The sequence below is a fragment of the Arthrobacter zhangbolii genome, from assembly GCF_022869865.1.
Classification (GTDB): domain Bacteria; phylum Actinomycetota; class Actinomycetes; order Actinomycetales; family Micrococcaceae; genus Arthrobacter_B; species Arthrobacter_B zhangbolii.
This window is the reverse complement of record NZ_CP094984.1, coordinates 1,012,612-1,030,497: the sequence shown is the minus strand read 5'-3', so window position 1 is coordinate 1,030,497 and position 17,886 is coordinate 1,012,612. Positions and strand designations below refer to the sequence as shown.

At 65.9% G+C, this 17,886-nt stretch carries 18 protein-coding genes; 5 read left to right on the top strand and 13 right to left on the bottom strand.

Going from position 1 to position 17,886, the window contains the following annotated elements:
* The first annotated feature begins 32 nt into the window (after window positions 1-32).
* Both MUK71_RS04870 and MUK71_RS04865 read left to right on the top strand, forming a co-directional pair.
* Entirely contained in the window at window positions 33-761 is a 729-nt protein-coding gene (locus MUK71_RS04870; protein ID WP_227904220.1) for a TetR/AcrR family transcriptional regulator, read from the top strand.
* Complete coding sequence (locus MUK71_RS04865) at window positions 758-2,512, top strand: MDR family MFS transporter (RefSeq protein WP_227928889.1); 1,755 nt, start codon at window positions 758-760, stop codon at window positions 2,510-2,512. Before MUK71_RS04870 ends, MUK71_RS04865 begins: the two co-directional genes overlap by 4 nt.
* Window positions 2,513-2,612: 100 nt before the next feature.
* Here MUK71_RS04865 and MUK71_RS04860 read toward each other — a convergent pair whose 3' ends face one another.
* The 4 genes from MUK71_RS04860 to MUK71_RS04845 all read right to left on the bottom strand — a co-directional run bounded on the left by MUK71_RS04860 (window position 2,613) and on the right by MUK71_RS04845 (window position 6,008).
* Window positions 2,613-3,095: an NUDIX hydrolase gene (locus tag MUK71_RS04860; RefSeq protein WP_227904218.1), complete on the bottom strand. Its 483-nt coding sequence runs from the start codon at window positions 3,093-3,095 to the stop codon at window positions 2,613-2,615.
* A gap of 5 nt (window positions 3,096-3,100) precedes the next feature.
* Window positions 3,101-3,622 carry a prepilin peptidase gene (locus tag MUK71_RS04855; RefSeq protein ID WP_227904217.1) on the bottom strand — a complete coding sequence of 174 codons (522 nt, stop codon included), beginning with the start codon at window positions 3,620-3,622 and terminating at the stop codon, window positions 3,101-3,103.
* A gap of 73 nt (window positions 3,623-3,695) precedes the next feature.
* Entirely contained in the window at window positions 3,696-5,006 is a 1,311-nt protein-coding gene (phoH2, locus tag MUK71_RS04850) for an RNA 5'-3' helicase PhoH2 (protein WP_227904564.1), read from the bottom strand.
* A 240-nt stretch (window positions 5,007-5,246) separates the two neighbouring features.
* On the bottom strand, window positions 5,247-6,008 hold the full coding sequence (locus MUK71_RS04845; RefSeq protein ID WP_227928888.1) for an isoprenyl transferase: 762 nt from the start codon (window positions 6,006-6,008) through the stop codon (window positions 5,247-5,249).
* Between the two features lie 287 nt (window positions 6,009-6,295).
* Here MUK71_RS04845 and trhA point away from each other — a divergent pair, with 287 nt between their 5' ends.
* A complete protein-coding gene (gene trhA, locus MUK71_RS04840; RefSeq protein WP_227929043.1) occupies window positions 6,296-6,946 on the top strand; it encodes a PAQR family membrane homeostasis protein TrhA in 651 nt (216 codons plus the stop codon).
* A 57-nt stretch (window positions 6,947-7,003) separates the two neighbouring features.
* Here trhA and MUK71_RS04835 read toward each other — a convergent pair whose 3' ends face one another.
* The 3 genes from MUK71_RS04835 to mca are packed head-to-tail and all read right to left on the bottom strand — an operon-like array spanning window position 7,004 to window position 10,543.
* A complete protein-coding gene (locus MUK71_RS04835) occupies window positions 7,004-9,229 on the bottom strand; it encodes a thioredoxin domain-containing protein (protein WP_227928887.1) in 2,226 nt (741 codons plus the stop codon).
* Window positions 9,230-9,239: 10 nt separating this feature from the next.
* A complete protein-coding gene (locus MUK71_RS04830) occupies window positions 9,240-9,581 on the bottom strand; it encodes a hypothetical protein (RefSeq protein WP_227928886.1) in 342 nt (113 codons plus the stop codon).
* Window positions 9,582-9,631: 50 nt separating this feature from the next.
* On the bottom strand, window positions 9,632-10,543 hold the full coding sequence (gene mca, locus MUK71_RS04825) for a mycothiol conjugate amidase Mca (protein ID WP_227904213.1): 912 nt from the start codon (window positions 10,541-10,543) through the stop codon (window positions 9,632-9,634).
* Between the two features lie 161 nt (window positions 10,544-10,704).
* Between mca and MUK71_RS04820 the strand changes: the two genes are divergently transcribed.
* Together MUK71_RS04820 and greA are read left to right on the top strand one after the other, a co-directional pair.
* Window positions 10,705-11,064 (top strand): DUF4307 domain-containing protein, encoded by a 360-nt coding sequence (locus MUK71_RS04820; protein ID WP_244802828.1) that lies wholly within the window; start codon window positions 10,705-10,707, stop codon window positions 11,062-11,064.
* 262 nt (window positions 11,065-11,326) lie between these two features.
* Window positions 11,327-11,818 carry a transcription elongation factor GreA gene (gene greA, locus MUK71_RS04815; RefSeq protein ID WP_227904211.1) on the top strand — a complete coding sequence of 164 codons (492 nt, stop codon included), beginning with the start codon at window positions 11,327-11,329 and terminating at the stop codon, window positions 11,816-11,818.
* A gap of 30 nt (window positions 11,819-11,848) precedes the next feature.
* On the opposite strand, the gene MUK71_RS04810 is transcribed toward greA, so the two are convergent.
* The 6 genes from MUK71_RS04810 to MUK71_RS04785 all read right to left on the bottom strand — a co-directional run bounded on the left by MUK71_RS04810 (window position 11,849) and on the right by MUK71_RS04785 (window position 17,831).
* Window positions 11,849-12,442 carry a rhomboid family intramembrane serine protease gene (locus MUK71_RS04810; protein WP_227928884.1) on the bottom strand — a complete coding sequence of 198 codons (594 nt, stop codon included), beginning with the start codon at window positions 12,440-12,442 and terminating at the stop codon, window positions 11,849-11,851.
* The gene (ilvA, locus tag MUK71_RS04805; RefSeq protein WP_227904209.1) at window positions 12,435-13,676 is read right to left on the bottom strand and encodes a threonine ammonia-lyase; all 1,242 of its coding nucleotides are present in this window, start codon (window positions 13,674-13,676) and stop codon (window positions 12,435-12,437) included. The genes MUK71_RS04810 and ilvA overlap by 8 nt, the downstream gene beginning before the upstream one ends.
* Complete coding sequence (locus MUK71_RS04800; RefSeq protein WP_227928883.1) at window positions 13,673-14,971, bottom strand: AI-2E family transporter; 1,299 nt, start codon at window positions 14,969-14,971, stop codon at window positions 13,673-13,675. The genes ilvA and MUK71_RS04800 overlap by 4 nt, the downstream gene beginning before the upstream one ends.
* A gap of 48 nt (window positions 14,972-15,019) precedes the next feature.
* A complete protein-coding gene (locus MUK71_RS04795; protein ID WP_227928882.1) occupies window positions 15,020-15,976 on the bottom strand; it encodes an aldose 1-epimerase family protein in 957 nt (318 codons plus the stop codon).
* A 30-nt stretch (window positions 15,977-16,006) separates the two neighbouring features.
* Window positions 16,007-16,717 (bottom strand): GAF and ANTAR domain-containing protein, encoded by a 711-nt coding sequence (locus tag MUK71_RS04790; RefSeq protein WP_227928881.1) that lies wholly within the window; start codon window positions 16,715-16,717, stop codon window positions 16,007-16,009.
* A gap of 277 nt (window positions 16,718-16,994) precedes the next feature.
* A complete protein-coding gene (locus MUK71_RS04785; RefSeq protein ID WP_227904205.1) occupies window positions 16,995-17,831 on the bottom strand; it encodes a Bax inhibitor-1/YccA family protein in 837 nt (278 codons plus the stop codon).
* Window positions 17,832-17,886 lie beyond the last annotated feature (55 nt).

Sequence of the window (17,886 nt, the reverse complement as noted above, 5' to 3'; positions counted from 1 at the left end):
ACTCTATGGCCCAGAGTGTAAAACTTTACCTCGTGAAGAATAGTGCAGAGATGAGCGGCGGCCTGCGGGAACGGAAACGGACCGCTACAAAACTCGCCATCATCAAGGCTGCGCGGTCCCTGACCGCCGCGCACGGGGTCAACGGCTTCACCGTCGAGGAGCTATGCACGGAAGTCGGCATTTCGCGGCGCACCTTCTTCAATTATTTCCCGGCCAAGGAGGACGCCATCCTCGGCTCGCCGGCGGATGAAATCCCCGCTGACCTGGCCGAAGCCTTCATTGCCGGCGGGCCTGCCGCCGGCAGCAGCACAGGCTCCCTTTCCGACTCCCTGCTGGCGGACTTCCTGGACTTTGCCGTCGCCCTGATGGACCGGATGACCATGTCACGGACCCAGATGACAGCACTCCAGGACGCCGTTGCCGCCGAGCCGCGGCTATTGCAGAAAATAATGCACGGCACCAGGGACGCCGAGGACACCTTCGCTGCGATCCTGTCCGCCCGCGAGAAAGTGCCGGCAACGGATCCCCGCATCCGGGCGGCGCTTGGTTTGTTCAGCTGCCTCACCCAACGGGCCGGACCGGCATTCTTCGCGCCCGGCAACACCCTGTCCTACCGGTCCCTCCTCACGGAGGAGGCTGCCACCCTGCAGGACCTGCTTGCCGGCATGACGCCGGTGACCCGGGATTCCCTTCCCGCGGGTACCTTCACCCCAACTCCCCCACCAACTCCCCCACCGCCCTCTCCCAAGGACCACCCATGACCACCACCGCAGCGCCCGCGTCCGGGCCGCTCCTGCTGACCCAGAGACGCATCTGGATCATCTTCTCCGCCCTTATTGCGGGCATGCTGTTGTCCAGCCTGGACCAGACGATTGTCTCCACTGCCATGCCCACGATCGTGGGTGAGCTCGGCGGCGTCGAGCACCAGACCTGGATCACCACCGCCTATCTGCTGGCCACCACCATTGTGATGCCCATCTACGGCAAGTTCGGTGACGTTTTGGGCCGGCGCAACCTGTTCCTCTTCGCCATCGCCCTGTTTACCGCAGCATCCGTGGGCTGTGCCTTTGCCACGGACTTCTGGGGTTTCGTGGTCTTCCGCGCCATCCAGGGCCTGGGCGGCGGCGGTCTGATGATCCTCTCGCAGGCGATCATCGCCGACATTGTGCCGGCGAACCAGCGCGGCAAGTACCTGGGCCCGCTGGGCGGCATCTTCGGCCTGTCCGCCGTCGCCGGGCCCCTGTTGGGCGGTTTCTTCGTGGACCACATGACATGGCAGTGGGCGTTCTACGTCAACATCCCCATTGGCATCATTGCCTTCCTGATCGCCTTTTTCACCTTGACCCTGCCGAGCAAAAAGGCGCAGAAGCGGATCGACATCGGTGGCGTGGTTTTCCTGTCCATCGCCACCACCTGCCTGATCTTCTTCACCGACTTCGGCGGACGGGCTGACCACGGCTGGTCGGATCCGCTCACGCTCGCCTTCGGCGCCGGAATGCTGCTGGCTGCCCTGATTTTCGTCATGATCGAACGCCGGGTGGAGGACCCGATCATTCCGCTGGGCCTCTTCAGGAACCCCATCTTCGTAAACAGCACCGCCATTGGCTTCACCCTGGGCATGGGCATGTTCGCCGCGCTGGCCTTCGTCCCGACGTTCCTCCAGATGTCCACAGGCACCTCGGCGGCTGTCTCCGGCCTGCTGATGCTGCCCATGATGGTGGGCATGATGGGTACCTCCATCTACTCCGGCCTGGCGATTACCAGAACCGGGACGTACAAGAAGTACCCCATCATGGGTGCAGCGCTTGTTATTGCCGCAATGCTCTGGATGACCACGCTGTCCGCGGACACCCCGGTCTGGGTCATCTGCGCCCAGCTGTTCGTTTTCGGCGCCGGCCTGGGCTACATCATGCAGGTAGTGGTGCTGGTAGTGCAGAACTCGGTTCCCGTGGACCAGATCGGCACCGCGACTTCCAGCAACAATTACTTCCGCGAAGTCGGCGCCTCTCTGGGTGTGGCCATCTTCGGCGCGATGTTTACGTCCCGGCTCGCTGAGAACCTGAAGGAAACCTTCGCCGGGGCGGGGCTCGACGCCTCTGCTGCAGGCGAGGCAACAGCAACGCTGCAGCCGTCGGTCCTGAAAACCCTCCCCGAGCCGCTGCAGGAGGGCATTGTTACCGCCTACGCGGATTCACTGGCGCCGGTGTTCTGGTACCTGATTCCGTTCCTGGTGATTGCCCTGGTGCTGGCCCTCTTCCTCAAGCAGATTCCGCTCTCGGATGTGGCCGGCATGGTGGCCCGCGGCGAAGCAGTCGGCGGGCCCGAAGCGGACCGGCTGGAAGCCGAGCGGCTGGCCGGACTCAAGTCCGGCACAACCGGCAGCGACGCCAGTGCCGGCTGTGCCGCCCCGGACGCCCCGGACGGACCGGACGGACCGGACACGCAGGACGCTGGCACACAGGACGCTGGCACACGGGCCCCGGATAACCCGTACCGCGATACCGGCCGCTGACCTTAATCAGCCGGACGAACCGGGGAAGTCCGGTGGCAGGGTCCGTCCGGCCGCACCTTCAGGGTGCGGCCGGACGGGCCCTGACGCCTTCCCGGGGTCTTTACCCGGCGCCCTGGCCTTCGAACACCGGTATGCCGTTGGAGGACTGCGCCAAAGCGATGAGCATCCGGTGCCGTTCACTCAGGTCCGGCAGGGCGGCGAGGGCATACCAGCCCACGTCGGTGGACTCGTCGTCGTTAACCCGCGCCGCTCCACTGACGTACCGGCAGCTGAAGGCAAGGTTCAGGAACGAGCAGACGTCCCCGTTGGGAAAGGTGACGGGTCCGTGGGCGCCCACATGGATCAGGTGCACCAGTTCAGCGCGGACGCCGGTTTCCTCCTCGACCTCACGCAGTGCCCCCGGGCCCGGCTCCTCGCCGGGGTCCAGCATGCCGGTGATCAGCGTCCATCGTCCGTCGTCGGCACGCCGGCCCAGGAGCACCTCGTGTTCTTCGTTGAACACCACTGCGGTCACGCCGGGAAGCCAGAGCGGATCGTGTCCGATCCGCTCCCGCAGGGTCAGGACAAACTCAGGGGTAGGCATGGTTTCTACTGTAGGCCAGGGGCCAGCATGGCCACCGCAGCGCCCAGGAACAGGAACGGGCCGAAGGGCACGGCGGTCCTCCCGGTTCCACGCCGGCTGAGGATCAGTCCCGCTCCCCACAGGCCTCCGGCGACAAAGGTGGCCACCACGCCCGCGAAGACGTGCCCTGCCCCCAGGAAACCCAGGTACAGCCCCAGCAGCCCGGCCAGCTTGACGTCCCCGAACCCCAGTCCCGCCGGGTTCAGCAGCCGGAGGGCAAAGAAACCTCCCCACAGGGCTGCAGAGCCCACCAGCAGCCCGCCCACCCGCTCCGGCTCCCCCGCAGCCAGCGATGCCCCGCCCAGGAGCAGCCCGGCGGCGGGATAGGACGGCAGGATCAGGACATTCGGGAGCCTGCGCGTACGGATGTCCGCCAGGCTCAGGCGAACCGCCAGGACACCGAACCAGCCCAGCGCCAGGCATAGCAGCAGCGCCGCCGCCGCGCCACCGGCGCCCGCAGAGCTGTATTCCGCCAAAACCCCCAGCATGGCCATAACCTAGCCCAGCCCCGGGGGCCAGGGATCCGGGAAGCCTTTCCTGTGGACAACCGGCCGGGCCGGGCTAGCCGATCTGGCCCTCCTCAAGGAGTTCCGTAACCAGTGCGGCGATAGGCGAGCGCTCGGAACGGGTGAGGGTAATGTGCCCGAACAGGGGATGTCCCTTGAGTGTTTCCACCACCGCCGCGACACCGTCGTGCCGTCCCACCCGCAGGTTGTCGCGTTGGGCAACGTCGTGGGTCAGGACCACCTTGGAGTTCTGGCCGATTCGGGAGAGCACCGTCAGCAGCACGTTCTTCTCAAGCGACTGCGCCTCATCCACAATCACGAAGGAATCGTGGAGGGAACGGCCGCGGATGTGTGTCAGGGGCAGCACCTCCAGCATGCCGCGGTCCAGCACTTCCTCCACCACTTCGGGCGACACCAGCGCTTCGAGGGTGTCGAACACCGCCTGTCCCCAGGGTCCCATTTTCTCGGACTCCGATCCCGGGAGGTAGCCCAGTTCCTGGCCGCCCACGGCATACAGCGGCCGGAACACCACCACTTTGCGGTGTTCCCGGCGCTCCAGCACCGCCTCCAGCCCTGCACACAGGGCCAGGGCCGATTTCCCGGTCCCCGCCCGCCCGCCCAGCGAGACAATGCCTACCTCGCGGTCCATCAGCAGGTCGATGGCCAGGCGCTGCTCCGCCGACCGGCCATGCAGGCCGAAGACATCCCGGTCACCGCGCACGAGCCGCAGACGCTTGTCGGTTCCCACCCGGCCCAGGGCGGATCCCCGGCCGGCCATCAGGACGGTGCCGGTGTTCACCGGCAGCTCGGCAGCTTCCGGGACAAACACGGGCTGGTGTTCATACAGCAGCCCCATATCGGACTCGGAAATATCCAGCTCCGCCACTCCGGTCCAGCCGCTGTCCCGTACCAGTTCGTTGCGGTATTCGTCCGCGGCCAGGCCCATTGCCGAGGCCTTGAGCCGCATGGGCAGGTCCTTGGACACCACGGTGACGTTCCGGCCTTCATCGGCCATGCTTTTGGCGACGGCCAGGATCCGGCTGTCATTGTCGCTGCCCCGGATCCCGTCGGGGAGAACGTCGGTGGAAATGTGGTTCAGTTCCACCCGCAGCGTACCGCCGCTTGGACCGAGGGGAATGGGTGCGCTCAGCCCGCCGTGCTGCACCCGGAGATCATCAAGCAGCCGTAGGGCGTTGCGTGCGAAATACCCCAGCTCGGGGTCCTGCCGTTTGTTTTCGAGTTCGGTCACCACCACCAGGGGCAGAATGACCTCGTGTTCGGCGAACCTCAGGATGGCCCGGGGATCGGAAAGCAGCACCGAAGTGTCCAGGACGTAGCTGGCCCGATCCGTATCGGTGCCGGAGATGGGAGCCGGAGATGCCGCGGCCCATCCGTGGGGAATTTCTTCTGACTGCCTTCTTGCGTCCTCGTGGGGCACGTGGAACTCCCGTCAGGGGCCACCCCCGGCAGCCCCGGTCGCTGGATGCAGTGCTGCCGGAGCGCACAACTCGCCCGGCAGCTGCGAACGGCCGGCACCGGGCGCGGCCGATAAGCACCAAAGTACGCCCGCAACGGCCGTCACCGCAGCAGGACACGGTCCCGAATCTCAGGAACCGAAGCGCCGCTGCCGGCTCGCGTAGTCGCGCAGGGCGCGCAGGAAGTCCACGCGACGAAAGTCCGGCCAGAGCGCCTCACAGAAGTAAAACTCGCTGTAGGCGCTCTGCCACATCAGGAAACCGGACAGGCGCTGCTCTCCGGAGGTCCTGATAACCAGTTCCGGGTCCGGCTGGCCGCGGGTGTAGAGGTATTCGGAGATCCGTTCATCACAGATTTCCTCGGTCACGTCCGCGATCTCCTTGCCCTGGGCTTCGGCGTCGCGGAGCAGTTCCTTAACCGCGTCCACGATTTCGCGGCGCCCGCCGTAGCCGATCGCCACGTTGACGTGCAGTCCCTCGGCATCGGCAGTGCTTTCCCCGAGGCCGGTGAGCTGCTTGGCCAGGTTCTGCGGCAGGATCTCCAGCGCCCCCACGGGCTGGACCCGCAGATCACCCTTTTCGGCCAGCCGGTCCATGGTGTTGCCGATGATGTTCAGCAGGGGTTCAAGCTCATCCGCGTCCCGGTTCAAGTTGTCGGTGGAGAGCATGTACAGGGTGACGGTGCGTACCCCCAGTTCCTCGCACCAGCCCAGGAACTCCAGTATCTTGTCCGCACCGGCCTGGTGTCCGTCGCTTGTGGGTGCACCCGCCAGCTTGGCCCAGCGCCTGTTTCCGTCCACCATCACGCCGATATGCTGGGGAATACGGTCTCCGCTCAGGGACCGCCTGAGCTTGCGTTCATAGAAGGCATAGACGACTCCGGGGAATCTCATAGTCTGCCTCACCTGCCTCAGGTCGGGAGCGGAACCGGAGGGGCCGCAAGGGCGGCTCCGTCTTTGTCCGAAGTGGAAAAATCTTCTCCTAGGCTACCGCTAGCTTGTCCCCTGGTTGCGCCGGGAAGGGGTGCGGCTCAGCTACCCAACCGTAAGTTACCGGATCGTAGGTTAGAATTTCCGTTATGGATTCGTCACCATCGTCCGCCCGGACTCCCGGCATTCCCGCCCAGCACGATCCGGAGTCCCGGACCACTCCCGGCCCGCTTGAAAGCGCCGTTGAAACCGTGGCTGCAGAGCTGGAAATCAAACCCCGTCTGCGCGGCTGGCTGCATGCCGGCGCGGCCCCCCTGGCATTGGCAGCGGGAATTGTCCTGGTGGTCCTCTCCCCCACCGCCGGTACCCGGATTGCCTCGGCCATCTATGCCCTGACCGGTGTCCTGCTGTTCGGCACCAGTGCTGTCTACCACCGCGGAAACTGGTCGCCGAAGGTCAAGGTGGTGCTCAAGCGGCTGGACCACACCAACATCATGCTGGTTATTGCCGGCTCCTACACACCGCTGGCATGGTCACTGCTGCCACGGGACAGCGCGGTGACCCTGCTGTGGATCATCTGGACGGGCGCGCTTCTTGGTGTCGCCTTCCGGCTCCTGTGGCTGCACGCCCCGCGCTGGCTGTACACCCCCGTCTACATTGCGCTGGGCTGCGCCGCGCTCTTTTATATTCCGGAGTTCTACAGGGTCAATCCGACCGCCGCAGTGCTGATCTGCGTGGGTGGTGCCATGTACATTGCCGGCGCAGTCATCTACGCCATGAAACGGCCCAACCCCTCAGTGGAGTGGTTCGGTTTCCATGAGATCTTCCATGCCTTTACGCTGGCCGGTTTCACCGCCCACTACATTGCCATCCTGTTGGCCGTGCTCTCGGTCGGCGGCTAGGCGCCAGCCGACCGCCCCCCCAAAAAAACACACAGCTGCTCAGCACAGGGACCGGGCTCAGCGCAGGGACTGGAACTGCGCAGTGAGTTCAGCCGGGTCGGATACCGGCCGGCTGCACACCATTCCCTGGCACAGGTACGCCAGCGCCCCGCCGTCGGGTGCCTGCCGGTTCCGGAGCAGCGGCACGCGGGATTCGTCCCCGGCACCCGCGCCGAAGGCCATCACGACGCCGGGGCCTCCCGCTGCACGCCCGGCCCGCAGCAGCCGGTCAACTGCTGCTTCATCGGTTCCGCAGACGGCCAGTTCGAGGGGTCCCTCCAGCGCCTGGGCCAGGACGGACATGGCCCAGCCTCCGGCCCGCGGTGCCCGCGCCGCCACCAACTGCACATGGGCCAGAAGGGATTCTGCCAGGGCCCGGTGCCGGCTCGAGCCGGAGTACGCCGCATATGTCACCAGCACTCCGGCGAACAAGGCCGTGCCGCTGGGAGCCGGCCCGTCCAACGGGTCTGCCGCGGCGAGGGAACCCTGCGCGGCTGCGAGCTGGACTGTTGGTACGGCGGTGTCCTGCAGCACGCCGTCCACAATGAAGCGTTGTTCCGCCGCCAGGACCAGTTCCTCGGCAGCGAGATACCAGCGTTCCTCCCCCGTGGCGGCGAAAAGGGCGAAAAGACCCTCTGCCACCCCGGCATAATCCTCCAGCAGTCCTTCGAAGCCTGCCGCAGCACCGTCATGGGAAACCCGCAGCAGTACGCCGTCACGGTAGTGGACGCGCAGCAAATAGCCGGCGGCGTCCCGGGCCAGGTCAAGCAGCCGGGCGGCTGCCTCGGCTCCGCCCTCCGTAGCGCCGCCAGCCATGGCACCGTTGTCTCCGCCGTCGCCGTCATCGCCCCCATCGCCGGAACCGCCGCCGGAGGAACCGGCATCGGCAATGGCCAGTGCGGCATCAGCCAGCCCCGCCACCGCTAGCCCGTTCCAGCCCGCCACCACCTTGCCATCGCGGTCGGGCTGTGGCCGGAGGTTCCGCGCAGCCAGCAGTGCCGGACGCAGCCGGAGCCAGAGACTTTCCTGCTCCGGATCCAACCGGCGGCCGAAATGCAGTGTCGAGCCTCCCTCGGGCATGGCTCCGGTCTCCAGGTCCAGGAGCGAGAGCAGGGCGTCTGCTTCCGTGTCCGGCACGGCGGCGGAAGCCAACGCCGAGCGGAGCTGATCGCCGGTCCACACGTAGGTGGCGCCTTCGCGCCGTCGGCCGTCCACTACTGTGTCAGCGTCCAGCGAGGAGGCAAAGCCGCCGCCGTCCACGCGCAGCCTCTGCGAGAGCCACCGGGCGGTATCGGTGCAGACGCGCAGCGCCAGGCTGCGCTGTTCCCCGGTGGCGGCCGTCCTGCTCCACTGCGCATAGAGCCGCAGCAGCTGCGCATTGTCGTAGAGCATTTTCTCGAAGTGCGGGACGGCCCAGGCCCGATCCACGGTGTAGCGGGCAAAGCCGCCTTCCAGCTGGTCATACAGCGCGCTGCGCGCCATGGTTTCCAGTGTGCGGCCGGCTATTCCGGCTGCGGTGCCTGCTGCGGGTGCGTTGCCTGAACCGTAGCCGAGCAGGAACTTCAGCAGGGGCGACGGCGGGAATTTCGGTGCGCCGCCCAGCCCGCCAAACCGGACGTCCTCCTGTTCAGCGACTTCTTCAACCGCCGTCGCCAGGACCTCCCCCGACAGAACTGTCCGGGGCACTGCGCCGGCGTTGTCCGTATTCAGGTCCAGCGCCCCCACGAGCCTCCGGTTCCCGTGCTGCGCCGAGGCAAGGTGCTCCGCAATCTGCGCTGCGCTGGCGGCTACCTCGTCCGGGCGGTCCCGCCAGGCCGTGGACACCGCTTCCAGAACCTGCCGGAAGGAGGGCGTCCCCTGCATCTGCCGGGGCGGGAAGTAGGTACCGGCATAGAAGGTCCGGCCGTCCGGAAGCGTGAACACGCTCATGGGCCATCCGCCCTGGCCGGTTAGCGCCTGGGTGGCTGCCATGTACACGGCATCGACGTCGGGCCGCTCCTCGCGGTCCACCTTCACCGGGACGAAGTTCTCGTTGAGGTACCGTGCGGTGGCGGCGTCCTCGAAGGACTCGTGCGCCATCACGTGGCACCAGTGGCAGGCGGCATAACCTACCGAAATGAAAACCGGTACGCTGCGGCGCCGGGCTTCGGCAAAGGCTTCATCCCCGAACGGCCACCAGTCCACCGGGTTGTCCGCGTGCTGGCGCAGATAGGCCGATGCCTGGTCCCTCAGTCGCTCGGCCATGGCTGGTCCGCTACCGCGGGAAGGTGTTTCCGGTGTCGGAGGGCTCCCCGGCAGCGGGGGCGTCCGGGGAAGGAACGCTTCCGGGCGCTGGTTTTGCTCCGTCGGCGGATTCACCGGGTGCCTGCATACCGGCTTCGCGTTCCGCCAGAGCCTGTGCGGCCTGCTCACGGTAACGCACCCGGCGGATGCGCTTGGTCATGTCGCGGATCAGGAAAATGATCGCGAGGGCCAAAACCAGGGTGAAGATAAAGCCCAGCAGGCCCGGTGTGACATCTTTTTCATCGACCCCCGGGGCGAGGGTGGAGTCCGGAGCCGGGGTGACGGCAAGAGCCAGGCTGTACAGGAAGTTCACGGTATATCTCTCTCTTAGCCAGTGCGGCGGCGGAACAGTGTTCCCAAGCTCTATCGTATGCCAGCAAACAGGTCTGTCTCAGGGAGGACGGTTTCCACCCGGGACTCAATCAGGGAGTAATCCTCCCAGGGCCAGACCTCGCGCTGCATCTGGGGGCTGACGGCAAAGAAGAAGCCTTCCGGGTCCACCTGGGTCCGGTGGCTGCGCAGTGCTTCGTCACGGGCCTCGAAAAAATCTCCGCATTCAACCTGCGTGGTGGTGGGGTGCAGCGGGGCCGGCGGCTGGTGGCCCTCGGTATCCGCTTCCTGCCAGGCGGCGAGCCGCTCGGCGTACGGGGACTGCAGCCCGGCCGCTTCGAGGGCAACGTGCAGGGCACGGAACCGCTCCGGGTTGAAGGCGCGGTCATAGTAGAGCTTCAGGGGTTCCCAGGCTTCGCCGGTGCCCTTGTAGCGTTCCGGGTCGCCGGCGGCGGAGAAGGCTTCCACCGCGACCTTGTGCGCCATGATGTGGTCCGGATGCGGATAGCCGCCGTTCTCGTCATAGCTGACAATGACGTGCGGGCGGAACTCCCGGACGAGCTTCACCAGGGGCGCAGCCGCGCGTTCCAACGGCTGCAGGGCGAAGCAGCCAAAGGGAAGCTCCGGCAGCGGGTCACCTTCGGGAAGGCCGGAATCCGCGAAGCCCAGCCAGCGGTGCCGGATGCCCAGCGCGGCCCTGGCTGCCTCCATTTCCCGCCGGCGGAGTCCGGCGAGGTCCCGTTTGCCGGCCGGGTCATCAGCGGCTCCGGGGTTCAGGATGGACCCCTGCTCGCCGCCGGTGCAGGTAGCCACCATGACGTCGACGCCGGCCGCGGCGTAGGCAGCCATCATGGCAGCTCCCTTGCTGGCCTCGTCGTCCGGATGGGCATGCACGGCGAGCAGGCGCAGCTCGGTCCGGGATTCGGTGCTTTCGCGGGCAGACAAGGCAACTCCTGAGATCAGCGGAACGGGGCGATGAATACGGCGGCTAAAATAGGCGTGTGAGCACTTCGGAAGGTCAACCCGAGACAACGGCACCCCAGCAGCCGGACGCTTCTGCGTCCGAGTCCAGATTAGCCAATCGCTACGGTGCCCCCAAGCGGAGCGTGCCGCGGCGTGCCCGCATTATCGGGGCCGGCGTGGCCGTGGCCGCTGCGGTGGTCGCCGTCGCGGTCTACAGCATCCCCAGCTCCGCAGGAACCGTGAGCTTCAAGGATGTCGGCTTCAGCTTCCCGGAGGAGGGCATGGCCACGGTCGAGTTCAACGTCGACAAATCCGAAGGAAGCACCGCTGCCTGCGCCGTCCAGGTGCTCAATGAAAGCTATGCCATTGTGGGCTGGAAAACCGTGGTTCTGGGCCCCGAAGTGCCTGAAACGAGCACGCAGAACATCAGCGTCCGTATCGATTCCCCTGCTGTCACGGGCGGTGTGAACACCTGCTGGATCGTCCCGGAGGATGAGGCCTGAGACCCGTTTGCCTACATCGCCCGGCGTATTGGGTTAAACCCGCCGGGCCACTAGTATGGAGAGCACGACATGCCCCGCCCAGGTGTCCGGCTATGCTTTGGTGAACTTCCCGCTGGAAGTCGCAGAAGGGTTTCAGAGATGGAACTCACAGAGCAGTCCGGTCCCGCACGGCGGGGTCTTTGCTTGTCAGGCCAATCCGGCCGGCGGGCGTTCAGCCATGCCGGACCAACAGGTGGTCCGGACGTTACATAAGGAGATACCCGTGTCAACCAACAGCGCATCTGTCGCCTGGCTCACGCAGGAGTCTTACGACCGCTTGAAGACGGAACTCGAGCACCTCTCCGGCCCCGGGCGGACAGAGATTGTTGCCCGCATCGAGCAGGCGCGCTCGGAGGGAGACCTCAAGGAAAACGGCGGCTACCACGCTGCCAAGGAGGAACAGGGCAAGGCTGAGGCCCGTATCCGGCAGCTCACCCAGCTCCTTGAGAACGCGCATGTTGGTGAATCCCCCGAGGACAACGGGGTTGTTGAGCCCGGCATGCTGGTGGAAGCGCGCGTTGCCGGAGACGTGGAAACCTTCCTGCTGGGCAGCCGTGAAATTGCCGGCGACAGCACTATCGACGTGTACAGCGAAAAGTCTCCCCTTGGCGCATCCATTTCCGGTCTGAAGGCCGGGGACAGCACCACCTACACTGCACCGAACGGCAAGAGCATCTCCGTGGAGATCATCTCCGCCAAGCCGTACGCCGGCTAATACCAGCTGCACTTTCCAAAAGCGGGCCTTCTACCGGAGGGCCCGCTTTTGCGTACGGGTCTCGGGGCTGCCGCGCAGCACCAGCGCCGCAATCACGCCACCGGCTGCCCCGAACAGATGCGCCTGCCAGGAGACGCCAAGCTCGGTGGGGAAAAGCCCCCAGAGGATTGAACCGTAGACCAGGAACAGCACCGCACTGAGCAGGATCTGCGCAATGTTCCGGTTATAGAAGCCCCGGACCATCAGGTACGCAAACAGGCCGAACACCACGCCGGAGACACCCACCGTCAGTCCGCTGCCGAAGAGCCAGACGCCAATTCCGGAGGCAAGCCAGGAGATGGCCAGCACCGCTGCGAACCGCCGCACCCCTTCCAGCAGGACAAGGAAGGAGAACACCATCAGCGGCACGGTGTTGCCCAGGAGGTGGGACGGACCGGCATGGAGCAGCGGCGCGAAGACCACGCCGTCGATCCCTTCGAGCTGCCGCGGCAGGATGCCCAGCAGCCGAAACATGACCGGGGCGAACAGCGCAGTCAGCAGGTACACCAGCCACAGGATCCCGGCAAAGGCTACGGAACCGGCGAGAGCCGTTTTGGCCCGTTGCGCCAGCAGCGGCTTATCCATGGATGACTACGGGTTGGAAGCCGTCGGCCCGGAGGTTCTTCAACACGAGCTCGCAGTGCTCATGGCCCTTGGTTTCCATGTTGATGGTGATGGCAACATCTCCCATGCTGATGGATCCTCCTACCCTTGTATGGTCCACCCCGGTAACGTTCGCATCCGATTCAGCGATAATCCGCGAGATGGTTGCCAGGGATCCCGGGCGGTCATCCAGCAGGATGCGGACCACCAGGAAACGTCCGGCAGCGGCCAGGCCCCGCTGGATGACCTTCAGCATCAGCATCGGGTCGATATTGCCGCCGGAGAGGATCACGGCCGTGGTGCCGGGGTTCTCAATCTTCCCGTCCATCAGGGCAGCCACCCCCACCGCGCCGGCGGGTTCCACGACCATCTTGGCACGCTCCAGCAGGAAAATCAGTGCCCTGGCCAGGGAATCCTCGCTGACGGTCACAACATCATCAACCAGTTCCCGGATGATCGAAAAGGGCAGCTGGCCGGGACGTCCGACGGCGATGCCGTCGGCAATCGTGGAAACCCGGGTCAGCGGTACCAGCGCATCCGCTGCCAGCGACGGCGGATAGGCCGCCGCGTTTTCCGCCTGCACCCCGATGATGCGGATTTCCCGGCCCAGTTCCCTGGCCCGGGCCTTGAGGGCGACGGCGACTCCGGCCAGCAGTCCGCCGCCGCCGACACCCATTAGTACCGTGTCCAGGTCCGGGACCTGTTCGAGCAGTTCCAGGCCGATGGTGCCCTGACCTGCAACCACGTCCACGTTGTCGAACGGGTGCACAAAAACGGCGCCGGTCTCGTCGGCATACCGCTGGGCTTCGGCCAGGGCCTCGTCCACGGTGTGCCCGTGCAGGATGACTTCCGCGCCGTGCCCCCGGGTGGCGGCGAGTTTGGGCAGCGCGACGCCCAGCGGCATGTAGATCCGGGCAGTGATGCCCAGCCGCGCCGCCGCCACCGCCACACCTTGGGCGTGGTTACCGGCAGAAGCCGCAACCACACCCCTGTCCTTCTCGGAGGGGGAAAGTTTGGCCATGCGCACATACGCACCCCGCACTTTAAAGGAACCGGCGCGCTGCAGGTTCTCGCATTTGAAGTAAACGGGGGAACCGGTTTCGCGTGCCAGCGCCCGGGACATTTCCACGGGGGTATGGGCAATAACGCCGTCAAGCAGCTTCGCGGCCGCCTGGATATCGTCGAGGGTTACGGGAAGGTTCGGCAGATCTGTCAAGGTGTGGGGTCTTCCTGTGTGTCCGTCGCATCAGCGTTTGTTTTATCCCGGCTGCTGTCCCCGGATCCCTCCGGGCTGCTGTTTTCCGGTTGGGGCGCAGGATCATTGTCCTGCCCGTTCCCCGGGTCGGGGTCCCTCCCCCGGTCCCCGAAGACTCTGTCCTCCCGCAAACCGGGATCGGTTTCCCAGCCGCGGGCGGCGATATACCGCACCATGGTGTTCAGGATGGCCAGCAGCGGAACCGAGAACAGGGCACCCGGGACGCCGGCGGACAGTGTTCCGCCGGTCACCGCAAGGATCACTGCGAGCGGATGCAGGGAGACTGCCCGGCCCATAATGAACGGCTGCAGGATGTGGGACTCAAGCTGCTGGACCACCAAAACGATGCCCAGCATAAACAGTGCATTGACCCACCCGTTGGCCACCAGGGCCAGCAGGACTGCCACGAAACCGGTAAGGAAGGCACCAATGAGCGGGACGAAGGATCCCAGGAAGACAAGCACTGAGAGCGGCAGCGCCAACGGCACTCCGATGAGCGCAGCTCCTCCGCCGATGCCGATGGCGTCGATGAGTGCCACCACCACCTGCACGCGGACGTAGTTCACCATGGATTCCCAGCCGTGGATCCCAGCGCCGTAAGCGGCGGGCCGGGCCCGCCGGGGCAGCAGCCCGGCAGTGAACCGCCAGATCCGGCGCCCGTCCAGCAGGAAGAACACCAGCGCAAACAGGGTCAGCAAAATGCCGGCGGCGAAGTGGCCCGCACTGCTGCCGACACTCAGGGCACCGGAGAGGATGTTGGCCGAATTCTGCTGCAGGGCGGTGGTTGCTTCCTCGAACAGCGAGTCCATCTGCCCGGCACTGATGTTCAGCGGACCGGAGGACAGCCAGTCCTGTACCTGCCGGACCCCTTCCTGCGTTTCTCCCCACAGATCCCGGAATCCGAGGGCCAGCTGCCGGCCCACCAGCGCCAGTGCTGCGGTAATGAGCCCCAGGAAGGCCACGATGGTGACGGCCACCGACAATCCGCCGGGAAGCCTGTTGCGCCGGAGCCAGTTTGATACCGGTGAGAGCAGGCCAGCCAGCAGGGCAGCGATCATCAGAGGGATGATCAGCAGCGAGAAATGGCTGAGAACCCAGACCAGTCCTGCTCCTACAATCAGGACAACGCCCAGGCGCCAGGCCCATGCCGCGCTGACGCGCAGGGCGAAGGGAACATCATCGCCGTTACGTCCGGGGGCCGTCGCTGCCGCCTGCAGCACACGGGGCGCCGCGGAACGGTGTGCGTAGGGTTTCATTGGGCCATCTTTCCACACGGAACCCTGCCGGGAGCGGAGTTTACGCACCTAGACTTCGCTGTTACCGGAGTGGTGCCCGTCGGTTCCGAGGTCGGCATGGACACCCCACTCGGCGGTGAAGGTATCACCCGGTTCAAGCCACACCAGGCCCTCGCCGGAATTCAGGGCGTTGGCCGGCGCGGTCATCGGTTCCAGCGCCACCGCACGGGCATGTCCGGGATACTTATCGGTGACGAATACGTGAACGTATCCGCATTCAGGCCCGGACCACAGACTCACCGAGCGGCCGTCCGGTGCCGTCAGGGTGTGGCGGTAGACGCCGTCGCCGGTCGGTTCAAGGTCCGTGTAGGCGCTGTCCAGCTCCAGGTCGCCCACGCGGGTGCCGTGGTTCAGGTCCGCGGCCCCGGAGGCAGGCCGCCGGCCGTTGGGGATCAGCCGCTCATCAACGGTCAGCACTGTGCGGGCTCGCACCGTGAGTATGAGCTCTTCCGTGGGGACGTCGCCGAGGCGCAGGAAGGGGTGGGCGCCCAGGGCCACGGGGGCCTCAGCTGGCCCGATGTTGGTCAGGCTCTGCCGGACCCGCAGGCCTCCGGCCTCCCCCAGGCTGTACCCGGCACGGTGGAGCAGGTGGAACGGATACCCGTGCTGGGGGAAAATTTCTGCCTGCAGCACTACGGCGCCTGGTTCCCGGTCCTGCAGGACGTACCCGGTGTTGCGCAGCAGGCCATGGCTTGCATGCCCGCGGGACGGTTCGGTGATGTCCAGCTGCTGGGGTTCCCCGGCGAGCGTCCACCGGCCGTCGGCCACGCGGTTGGGCCAGGGTGCCAGCAGGATACCGCTGGCCGACGGCGGAATACTGCTGTCGGGGTAGGTCTGCACGAGGTCCGTGCCACCCAGGGTATATCGGCGCAGTGCCCCGCCCAACGAACCGATAACGGCACGGGCGCTGCCCCGGCTGATCTCATATTGAGCACCGGTAGCGGGTACCGGTTCCGTTAGGTCCATGCCCTCAAGGTTACCCGCGGAGGCCGGTGATTACTCGTCAAAGTGGGTATTGACGCGGTCGCTGACAGCCGAAACCACACCGGCTGCCACATTGCGGATTTTGATGTTCCTCGTGTTGGAGACGCTCCGCAGGATGTCGATGGCTGCCTGCTGGCTGCAGCCGTTCTGCCCCATGATGATTCCCGCTGCCAGGTCCACCACCGTGCGTGATTCCAGGGCAGCCTGCAGGTTGGCGGCCCGGTGCGCCCGGGCGTCCAGCAGGAGCGCGAGGCGGAGCACTTTCGCAGTTTCGGCAGCAAGCTCCTTCGCACGTTGTGTTTCCCTTTCGTCGAAAAGGCCCGGGCGGTCGGAATAGCAGCTGAGCGCTCCCCGGTTGCCGTGCAGCGGCAGCACAATAGCGGACCGCAGCCCGGCCGCCGCGGCGGCTCCGGTACCGGGCCACTGCTGATCGGCGGCGAGGTCCCGGATGACGACGCCGGGCCCCCCGCCCAGCACGGTGTCACCGGGGCTTCCGGTCCCGTACTCGAGGTCCGGCACCGGGCCGGACAGCCCGAGGCTGGGTGCGGACAGGCGGGGCCGGCGGATGCGTTCCACGGCTATCGAGCAGCCCCCGGGTGCCGCCAGGCCGAGCCGTTGAGCGGAGATCTCCGCGGCTGCGGCAAGGAAGCCTTCCAGTTCGGGTTCCAGGAGCAGCGCGTCGAGGAGTTCCTCGTACACGGTTTGCCGGGCGTGTTCGGCCACTGAAGACTCCTTATCCAGCCCGGCACACCTCACGGCAGTATCAGCACAACGCACCGCAGCGGTCCTGCCCGGCTGCTCCCCATGCGGAGATTATCCCCGCGACGGCAATGCTATGTCCGGGGCCCGGGGGCTACCAGAGTACCCGGTCTCTTTGACTCCGCGAGTCCCCGGATTGTCTGCCAGCTCCGGTCAGAACCCGCAAAAAGCGGAAGGACCGCAGGCATGATGCCTGCGGTCCTTCGTTCACAGCCGGATGTCCGTCCTGCTGCTGTTGCGTTTAGTCGTCGCCCCTGAGGATGGCCAGCAGGCGGATGATTTCCACGTACAGCCAGACCAGGGTCACGGTGAGCCCGAAGGCAGCGGTCCAGGAGTAGCGCTCGGGGGCGCCGGCCTTGACACCCTGCTCGATCGAGGTGAAGTCCATGATCAGGGAGAAGGCCGCCAGACCGATGGCCAGCACGCCGATGAAGACGCCCATCGGAATGCCGAAGAGTTCCACGCCGCGAAGACCCCACGGGTCCTGCACGCCGCCGAAGATCATCAGGCCAACGTTGATCAGCGAGAAGACGGCGTAGCCGATGATCGCGATCATGAAGAAACGTACTGCCTTGGGTGTGGCGCGTACCTTGCCGCTGCGGAACAGCACCAGGGTCACGGCGAAGACGGCGAGGGTGCCCAGCACGGCCTGCAGGCCGACGCCGGGGTACATTGCGTCAAGGACAGCGGTCAGGCCGCCGAGGAACATGCCTTCAAGGAAGGCGTAGGCCAGGATGAGTCCCGGAACGGGCTCGCGCTTGAAGGAGTTCACCAGGCCCAGCACAAAGCCGCCCAGTGCGCCCAGGATCATCAGGCCGGTGGCCATGCCGGGCAGCACGAATACGGGAACCGCAGCACCCACCAGCACGACGGCGAGGCAGAATACCGTCTTCATGATGACGTCGTCGTACGTCATCCGGCCCATGTCCGAGGCCTTGGCCGAGGGCGCCGTGTAAAGATCCTGCAGCTGCTGGGGCGTCATGTAGTTGTTATCCGTTGCCACCGAACCCCGGGCTGCGCCCTGGGTCTGGGAACGGAAGTTCTTTCCGTTGAATACCGGATTTCCGCCAAGTGCCATTGAAATATGTCCTCCATCTGGGGGGCTGTTTCAGCCCAGCCTACCAATGCCAACG